This is a genomic window from Actinosynnema sp. NPDC004786 (assembly GCF_053601135.1).
The window spans coordinates 40,510-49,090 of record NZ_JBSGBG010000017.1 but is presented as its reverse complement, the minus strand read 5'-3'; the positions used below and the strand labels follow the sequence as shown (position 1 = coordinate 49,090).

8 protein-coding genes are annotated in these 8,581 nt (G+C 75.3%); 5 read left to right on the top strand and 3 right to left on the bottom strand.

Going from position 1 to position 8,581, the window contains the following annotated elements:
* Positions 1-279: 279 nt before the first annotated feature.
* Entirely contained in the window at positions 280-1,242 is a 963-nt protein-coding gene (locus ACWEFJ_RS17425; protein WP_449714347.1) for a hypothetical protein, read from the bottom strand.
* Positions 1,243-1,464: 222 nt separating this feature from the next.
* Between ACWEFJ_RS17425 and ACWEFJ_RS17420 the strand changes: the two genes are divergently transcribed.
* The 3 genes from ACWEFJ_RS17420 to ACWEFJ_RS17410 all read left to right on the top strand — a co-directional run bounded on the left by ACWEFJ_RS17420 (position 1,465) and on the right by ACWEFJ_RS17410 (position 4,645).
* On the top strand, positions 1,465-3,057 hold the full coding sequence (locus ACWEFJ_RS17420; RefSeq protein WP_449714346.1) for a thiamine pyrophosphate-binding protein: 1,593 nt from the start codon (positions 1,465-1,467) through the stop codon (positions 3,055-3,057).
* Positions 3,058-3,067: 10 nt separating this feature from the next.
* Positions 3,068-3,577 carry a DinB family protein gene (locus tag ACWEFJ_RS17415; RefSeq protein ID WP_378084674.1) on the top strand — a complete coding sequence of 170 codons (510 nt, stop codon included), beginning with the start codon at positions 3,068-3,070 and terminating at the stop codon, positions 3,575-3,577.
* A gap of 222 nt (positions 3,578-3,799) precedes the next feature.
* A complete protein-coding gene (locus ACWEFJ_RS17410) occupies positions 3,800-4,645 on the top strand; it encodes a S1 family peptidase (protein ID WP_449714345.1) in 846 nt (281 codons plus the stop codon).
* Here ACWEFJ_RS17410 and ACWEFJ_RS17405 read toward each other — a convergent pair.
* Positions 4,642-5,928, bottom strand: coding sequence for a PI-PLC domain-containing protein (locus ACWEFJ_RS17405; RefSeq protein ID WP_449714344.1), 1,287 nt, complete (start codon positions 5,926-5,928; stop codon positions 4,642-4,644). The two genes, ACWEFJ_RS17410 and ACWEFJ_RS17405, sit on opposite strands and share 4 nt — an antisense overlap.
* A gap of 88 nt (positions 5,929-6,016) precedes the next feature.
* Here ACWEFJ_RS17405 and ACWEFJ_RS17400 point away from each other — a divergent pair, with 88 nt between their 5' ends.
* Positions 6,017-6,436: a CoA-binding protein gene (locus ACWEFJ_RS17400; RefSeq protein WP_378084680.1), complete on the top strand. Its 420-nt coding sequence runs from the start codon at positions 6,017-6,019 to the stop codon at positions 6,434-6,436.
* Here the strand turns inward: ACWEFJ_RS17400 and ACWEFJ_RS17395 are convergent, their stop codons facing one another.
* Positions 6,437-7,633, bottom strand: a complete 1,197-nt coding sequence (locus tag ACWEFJ_RS17395) for an MFS transporter (protein ID WP_449714343.1) — start codon at positions 7,631-7,633, stop codon at positions 6,437-6,439.
* An 88-nt stretch (positions 7,634-7,721) separates the two neighbouring features.
* Between ACWEFJ_RS17395 and ACWEFJ_RS17390 the strand changes: the two genes are divergently transcribed.
* On the top strand, positions 7,722-8,522 hold the full coding sequence (locus tag ACWEFJ_RS17390) for an alpha/beta fold hydrolase (RefSeq protein ID WP_378084684.1): 801 nt from the start codon (positions 7,722-7,724) through the stop codon (positions 8,520-8,522).
* Positions 8,523-8,581 lie beyond the last annotated feature (59 nt).

Sequence of the window (8,581 nt, the reverse complement as noted above, 5' to 3'; positions counted from 1 at the left end):
GGGCCAGGCAGGGCCGGGCCAGGCCAGGCAGGGCCGGGCCAGGCAGGGCCGAGCAGACCCGGGCGGGGCCGGGCGGGGGCGGGGCCGGGTCAGGCCAGGCCGGGCGGGGCGGGGCGCGGCAGTGGCAGGCGGGCACGGCAAGACCGGGCCGGGCGGCCGGCGGCCGGTGTCGGTTCCGCCCGGCTCGCCGGCCAACCGGGCGGGGTGGTCGGGTGGGTTCGGGGCCGCCGCCCGCCGCACCGAACGAAGCGGCCGTCGCCGGACCCGCTCCCCCGCCGGTTACCGCACCGCGTGCGGCGGCTCCCACCACCCCGTCACGCCCTCGGGCCACTCGGCCGCCGCCAGCGCCGGTTCGTGCTCGGGGTTCGGCGCTTCGACCTCGCGCAGGTACAGGTCGTACCAGCCGGTGGAGAGGCCGAGGCCGCCGCCCGCGCTGGGCACCTCCACCGAGCCGGGCAGGCCGAACACCGGGTGCAGCAACCGGTCCGCGATCTTCGGCACGCCGAGGCTCGTGGGCCACTCGACCCACCACCGGTCGCCCTGCACCAGCGCCCGCACCCACGGCGCGGCGCTGAACAGGTGGTAGCGGCGCAGCACCGCGCTGCCCACGCCGGTCGGGTACGGCGTCTCGTCCAGGTGGTCCTGCTCCACCCGGGTCAGCGGGCCGTCGATGAACGCGCTGCTCATCCGGCGGCCCTTGAGCAGGTTGTGCACGTACCGCATGCCCTCGGCCCACGCGCGCTCGTCCACGCCCGCCAGGTGCACGGCCGCGTCGAGCCCGATCAGCCGCAGCTCCACCGACCGCGGGTGGTGGGTGACGCGCAGGCCGGCCACCCCCGCGACCCACGACTCGTCGTGGCGCGGCAGCAGCTCGTACAGCAGCGGCCCGAGGGCGTGCTCGGTGAGGTGCACGCGGGGGTGCGCGAACGGCTCGACGGTGCGGAACGCGTGCGCCGGCCGCAGCATGCTCGCGGGCGGGCGCAGTTGCAGGTGCCCGGCGGCGTCCAGGCCCGCCTTGAGCAGCACGCACTCCAGCGCGCGCTGGTCGTCGTGCTCGGCGTCGGGCAGGAACAGGCCGCGCACGTCGGCCTTGCCGTGCAGCGCGTCGACCACGCGTTCGCGCCGGTCGTCGGGCAGGCCGTGCAGCACGGCCTTCACCGCGGGCACGGCCTGGGTGAGGTTCTCGCCGGTGTAGCTCCGGCGGAGGTCGACCAGTTGCTCGGTCAACGACGATCGCGCCATGGCAGTCCTCGCTCCCGCCGCCCGGCCCGGCGCAACAAGGACGCGTCACGCGTCGTTCAACGGTCTTCGGTGTACCTCGCGAGCAGGGGTGCCCTCACCCCGCGGCGGATCACGCCACCCGGTTGCCGGGGAGTGGCTCCAGCCTCACGTCTGCTCGCACACGCCGTCACCGACGATAGCGCACCGTTGCCCCGGGGGCCGCGCGTCCCTAGCGTCTGGCGCATGGTGAGCGGGGCGGAGCGGTTGCTGGGTGTGCTGGCCGCGCACGGCGTCGAGGTCGTGTTCGGGCTGCCCGGTGTGCACAACCTGCCCGTGTGGGAGGCGCTGCGCACTTCCGGCATCCGCCTGGTCGGGGTGCGGCACGAGCAGACGGCGGTGTACGCGGCGGACGGCTACGCCCGCGCCACCGGCCGGCTGGGCGTGGCCCTGGTGACCACCGGTCCGGGCGCGGCGAACTGCCTGGGCGCGACCGGCGAGGCGTACGCGTCCGGGTCGCCGGTGCTGATCGTCGCCACCGACATCCCGTCGTCGCTGCGCCGCCCCGGCGAGTACCGCGGCACGCTGCACGAGACGCGTGACCAGCGCGCGATGTTCCTGCCGGTGGTCAAGGGCGGGTGGACGCTGCGCGAGGCGGAGTCGGTCGGCATCTACGCCGACAGCGCCGCGCTGCTGGCCACGACCGCGCCGCAGGGCCCGGTGTACCTGGGCGTGCCGACCGACTTCCTCACCGCGGACGCCGGGGTGTGGAGCCGCATCCCGACGCGGGCCCCGTCCGCGCCGGACGTGGGTCCCGGGGTGGAGCTGGTCGCGGGCGCGGAGCGGCCGTTGATCTGGGCCGGCGGCGGCGCGGCGCGGTCAGGGGCGGGCGCGGCGCTGGGCGAGCTGGCCTCGCGCATCGGCGCGCCCATCGTGACCACGTACGGCGCGCGCGGGCTGGTCGATCACCCGCACGTGGTGCACGGACCGGTGCACCTGCCCGAGGTCGGCGCGCTGTGGGACGAGGCGGACCTGGTCATCGGGGTGGGCAGCGACTTCGACGGGATGATGACCCAGAACTGGCTGCAACCCGCGCCGCCGCGGTTGTTGAACGTCAACGTCGAGGCGATCCGCAACTACCGGCCGGACGTGACGCTGCGCGGCGACGCCCGGGTGGTGGTGTCGGCGCTGGCCGCCGCCGTGCCCGCGCGCCCGGAGAACGGCATGGCCGACCGGGTGGCGGAGCTGAACGACCTGGTGCGCAAGGCGGTGGAGGCGGACGAGCCGCGCGCGGTCCCGTTGCTGGAGGCGCTGGAGGGCCGGCGGGTGGTGGCCGACATGTGCGTGGCCGGGTACTGGGTCGGCGGGTTCGGCCGGATCACCCGGCCGCGCGGGCTCGCCTACCCGGTCGGGTGGGGCACGCTCGGGTTCGGGTTCCCGGCGGCGCTGGGCGCGGCGCTGACCGGCCGGGTGGTGGCGGTGTGCGGCGACGGCGGGTTCCTGTTCGCGTGCGGCGACCTGGCCACGGCCGCGCAGGAGCGGCTGCCGGTCACCGTCGTGTTGGTGGACGACGGCGGGTACGGGATGCTGCGGCACGACCAGGTGCGGGCCGGCCACGAGCCCTTCGGGGTGGACCTGCGGTCGCCGGACTTCGTGGCGCTGGCGGGGAGCTTCGGCGTGGAGGCGTCCGCCGTGGACGGTTTCGGCGCGGCGTTCCGGGAGCGGCTGGACGAGTACGCGACACGGCCGGGGCCCAACGTGCTGGTGGTGCGGGCAGCCGCGCTGAAACCGCCGGTCACCACGTCACCGCGGTGGTACCGCCGGACCCGCCTGACCTAAGGTGTCGAACATGAGTTCGAACGAGCGGGTGTGGCCCGAGGTGGCCGCCCACGACGAGCTGCGGCTGCTGACCGAGTTCCTGACCTTCCTGCGCCTGACCGCGGTGTCCAAGGTGGAGGGCCTGAGCCGGGAGCACGCCTCGGCCGCGCCGATCCCGACGTCGCCGGTGGTGAGCGCGCTCGGCGTGCTGCGGCACCTGACGGCGGTGGAGCGGTGGTGGCTGTCGATCGAGACGGGCGGTGCGGACCTGCCGTCGCTGTGGGGCGAGGACGCGGACGCGTCGTGGCGGCTGCGGGAGGGCGACACGGTCGAGTCGGTCATCGCCGAGTACCGGGCGGAGTGGGAGCACTCGGCGCGGGCGCTCGACGGGCTCGGGCCGGACGACCGCACGCGCGGCGACCGCGACGGCCGGGGCCGGACGGTGCGCTGGGTGCTCGCGCACCTGGTCCAGGAGACCGGCCGGCACGTCGGCCACCTGGACTTCCTGCGCGAGCTGGCGGACGGGCAGAAGGGCGAGTAGCGCCACTGCCGGCCGGCACGGCACGCCTGGCGGTAGGCCGAGACCGGGGTCGGCATCGGCGGGCGGAGGGTTCGGCGGGCAGGGGTTCGGCGGGCAAGGGCAGGGTTCGCCGGGCAGGGCGGGACAGGGCGGGCCGCGAGACCGCCGCGCGCCCGCCCTCCCGTGACGCGAGCGGGTGAACGGGCGTGCGGCCCCCGGGTTCGGCTGATTGGATCAACGCCCATGCGCCATCCGGTAGCGGTGCTCGCCGCGCTCCTGCTGTCCCTGTCCGCCGTGCCCGCGACCGCCGTCCCCGCGACCGCCGCGCCGGTCGCGCCCGCGCGGGCCGACGTCGACTTCACCGGGACCGTGTCCCTGAAGGGCTGCTCCGGCGCGGTCGTCCGGCCGCCCGAGCACGAACCGTCGGACCCGGCGCTGGTCATGACGAACGGGCACTGCGTGCGGTTCCTGGGAGCCCGCGAGGTCGTCCGGGACGAGCCGTCGGAGCGGGAGTTCACCCTGCTCAACGCCTCCGGCGACGGCTCGCTCGGCACGCTGCGCGCCTCCTCCCTGGTCTACGCCACCATGTTCGGCACCGACGTCGCGCTCTACCGGATCACCTCCACCTACGCCGACCTGGAGCGGCTGGGCTCGCGGGCGTTGGAGCTGTCGGCCGAGCACCCCGGCGACGGCATCGACATCACCGTGGTCTCGGGCTACTGGCGGCGCACCTACTCCTGCGAGGTGGACGGCTACGTGCACGAGCTGCGCGAGGGCCGGTACACGTGGCGGGGCTCGCTGCGCTACACCGAGGCGTGCCGCACCAGGGGCGGCACGTCCGGCTCCCCCGTGGTGGACGTGGCCACGGGCAAGGTGGTCGGCGTGAACAACACCGGCAACGAGGACGGCGAGCGGTGCACGGACAACAACCCGTGCGAGGTGGACGCGAACGGCGAGGTGACCGTGCGCCAGGGCATCGGGTACGGGCAGCAGACCCACCAGATCGTCCCGTGCCTGACCGGGGGCGGCCGGGTCGACCTGACCGCCCCCGGCTGCGGGCTGGCGCGACCGGAGGAGGGGTCCCGCTAGAACCGCTCGCCGGACAGCGCCCGGACCGCCGCCATCGGGTCGCCCAGGTGGTAGTGGTCCACGGCCAGGTAGGTGGGGGTCTTGCGGGCGGCGGGCTCGCAGAACCGGCGGGCCCGGTCGGCGAGCTTGCCGTTGTCCGTGGTCGCCGTGCCGGTGAACGGCACGTCGCGGAAGTGGTTCATCACGAACAGCGGCCGGAAGCCGGGCTCGGTGCGGGTGAGCGGCGTGCTCCAGCGGCTGTGACAGGACCAGTCCGAGCCGCCCAGGCCGGGTCCCATCGACCAGTGGTTCTCCACCGTCCACTCCGGCTGGTACATCACGCCGAAGCTGTCGCGCGGCACCGCGTCACCCGACCGGGCGTGGTCGGTGAAGATCATGAGACGGGTGCCGGCGGCGCGCAGGGTGTTCAGGGTCGGCCAGCCGCCGGTCCGCACGCCCGCGAGGTCGGGGCGGAACAGGAGGTCCCGCAGGCCGGTGACGCGGTCCAGCTCGGCGCGCAGCACCTCGGCGGCGACGTAGTCCTCCAGGAACACCGTGACGAACTCGTTCGGGTTGCGGCGCAGGAAGTCCACGATCCGCTGCAGGTCCACCCACAGCGCCACCGGGCGGCTGACCAACGTGCAGCTGTTGTGGCACAGGATCGCGCCGTCCGGGGTCTGGTGGACGTCCAGCTGGAACCCGCGCACGCCGTCCGCGAGCTGCCGCTCGATGCCGCGCGCCTGGTTCGGCGCGAGGTTGACGAACGGCGGGGCGAAGCCGCCGTCCACGCCGTTGGCGTAGGCGTTGTGCGCGGTGAGGAACGTGACCTGGTCCAGCCGCCGCTCGCCCTCCGGCGGCACGGGCACCCGCCGAGGGGACACGGGGGTGAGGTACCAGAGGTCCGCGCCGGCGCCGACCCGCACCTGGTCCGTGCCGACGGCGACCAGGTGGCGGTCCGCGCCGGGGACCTTGAGGCGGTACCGGTCGGAGTCGCCGTCGGGCAGCACGTCCCACTGCGCGTCGGCGCTGTCGCACGACGTCATCACGGCCAGGTCGCCCCGGCGGCCCAGGCACTGCGCGCCCTCGCGCAGCGTGCGGCCGACGAGGGTCCACTGCTGGTGGTCCTCGTCGCCCTTCGGCCGGCGTTGGAGCACGGACGTGCCCGACACGCCGGCGTTCAGGCCCGTGGTGGCGCTCTGCACGTAGTAGACGCCGTCGGCGGTCCCGGCGTGCGCGGTGACCGGCGCGGCGAGGGCCGCGGCCGCGAGGAGGGTGGCGATCAGGACTGGTCGGGTGGCGCGCATCAAGACGTCCTCTCGAAGGCTCCGCGGCGGCGGAACCCCGAGAGTAAACGCGAAAACGGTTCACGTCAGCCCGTCCTACGCTGGTGCCATGACCGAACCGTGGGGTGACCCCGAGAAGATCCGCCGCATCCTGGCGGAGGGCGAGACCTGGGCCGTCGTGGGGCTGGCCGAGAACCCGAGCCGGGCCGCGTACGGCGTGGCCCGGTTCCTCCAGCAGCGCGGCAAGCGCATCGTGCCCGTGCACCCGGACGCGCCGACCGTGCACGGCGAGCAGGGCTACGCGTCGCTGGCCGACATCCCGTTCCCGGTCGACGTGGTGGACGTGTTCCGCCGGTCCGAGGCGGCGGGCGAGTTCGCCGACGAGGCGGTGCGGATCGGGGCGAAGGCGGTGTGGTTCCAGCTCGGCGTGCTCGACGAGGAGGCGTTCGGCCGGGCCACCGAGGCCGGGCTGGACATGGTCATGGACCGCTGCCCCGCGATCGAGTGGGCCGAGCACGGGCCGCGCTGATCACCGGCGGACCGCCGGGAACCCGTGCCCGCGGGCGGCGACCACGACGACCACGACCGGCACGAGGAGCGCCAGCGCGCTCCACGGCAACGCGCCCGCGCCGAACCGGTCGAGCAGGACGCCGCCCGCGACGCCGCCGCCCGCCATGGCCGCGTTCCACACCGTGACCAGCAGGGCCTGCGCGGGGTCGGCGGCCTCGCCGCCCGCGTCGCCGACCGCCGTGGTGAGCAGCGTCGGCACCCCGCCGAAGCCCAGGCCCCACAACGCGGCCGCGACGTGCACGAGGAGCGGCGACGCCGGTTCGGCGGCCAGCGCGGTGACCGCGACCGCCACCAGCACCGCCGCCGTGATCATGAGCACGCGCAGGCGGCGGTCGATGTGCGCGCCCACCACCCAGATGCCCGCCACCGACGCGACGCCGAACACCAGCAGCACCGCGTCCACCCGGTCGGCCAGGCCGAGGCGGGCCAGGTACGCGGCGACGTAGGTGTAGAGGACCGTGTGCGCGAGCACGAACACCAGCGCCACGACCAGCACCGGCACGACGCCGGGCCGGGCGAGCGTCCGACCCACCGGGATCCGGCCGCCGCGCGGCTGACCGGGCAGGTCCGGCACGACCGCCGCCACCCAGCCGAGCAGCACCGCGGCGATCGCCGTCACGGCCCAGAACGCGGCGCGCCAGCCGAGCGCGCCCCCGAGGAACGTGCCGGCCGGCACGCCGAGCGACAACGCGACCGGGATGCCGGTCATGACGAGCGCGGTCGCCTTGCCGCGCAGGTGGTCGGGCGCGATCCGGCGGGCGTAGCCAGCCAGCAGCGCCCACACCACGCCCGCCGCCACGCCGGCGACGAACCGGGCGGCCAGCGTGAGCGCGAAGTCCGCGGACGCGGCGGTGACGGTGTTGGCCAGCGCGAACCCCGCCACCCCCACCAGCAACAAGCGCTTGCGCGGCCAGCCGGAGGTGATCGTGGACAGCGGGATCGCCGCCGCCACCGTGCCGATCGCGTAGACGGTGACGAGCTGGCCGGTCGCGGCCTCGCTCACGCCCAGGCCGGCGCTCATGCCGCGCAGCACGCCGGCGGGCAGGGCCTCGGTCAGGACGGTGGTGAACGCGGCCGTGGCCAGCGCGAGCAGTGGCCGCAGGGGCAGCTTCGCCGCGCCCGGCGCGGCGGTCGTCGGTGTCGTGGTGGTGCGCATGCCGCATGGTGGAACCTGACACCGGTGTCAGTTTCAACCCCGGCGTTCCCGTAGCGGTCGCGTGGAGCCGATCAGTAACCTGCGGGCCATGCCGGTCGTCGCGCTCAACGGGATCAACCTCAGCTACCAGGTGGAGGGCGAGGGGGACCTCGTCGTGCTCGTGATGGGCACCGGCAGCCCCGGCCGGGTGTGGCACGCGCACCAGGTGCCCGCGCTGCGCGCGGCGGGGTTCCGGGTGGCGACGCCGGACAACCGCGGCATCCCGCCGACGGACGAGTGCGCGTCCGGGATGGTCATCGGGGACCTGGTGGGCGACGTCGCGGCGTTGATCGAGTCGCTGGGCGGTCGGGCGCACGTGGTCGGCACGTCCATGGGCGCGCGGGTGGCGCAGGAGCTGGCGCTGGCCCGGCCGGACCTGGTGTCGAAGGCCGTCATGCTCGGCACGGCGGGCCGCAACGACCCGGTGCAGAACGCGCTGTCCCGGGGCGAGCGCGAGCTGCACGACCAGGGGATCACGCTGCCGGCGCGGTACTACGCGGCGGTGAACGCGGTGCTGAACCTGTCCCCCGCGACGCTGCGCGACCCGGTGGTGGCGCGCGACTGGCTGGACGTCTTCGAGTTCACCGGCTCGACGGTGGGCAAGGGCGTGCGGGCCCAGATGGAGATGAACGAGTTCGACAACAGGCTCGACGCCTACCGCGCCATCAGCGTGCCGTGCCTGGTGGTGGGGTTCGCCGACGACCGCGTGCTGCCCCCGCACCTGGCCCGCGAGGTGGCCGAGGCCATCCCGGGCGCGCGGTACGAGGAGGTGGCCGACGCGGGCCACTACGGCTTCCTCGAACAGCCCGCCGCGGTCAACCGCCTGCTGGTGGACTTCCTCCGGGGCTGAACCGCCGCACGCCCCGGCCGAGCCGGGACCACCCAGCGTGACCGCCCGACCACGGGAAC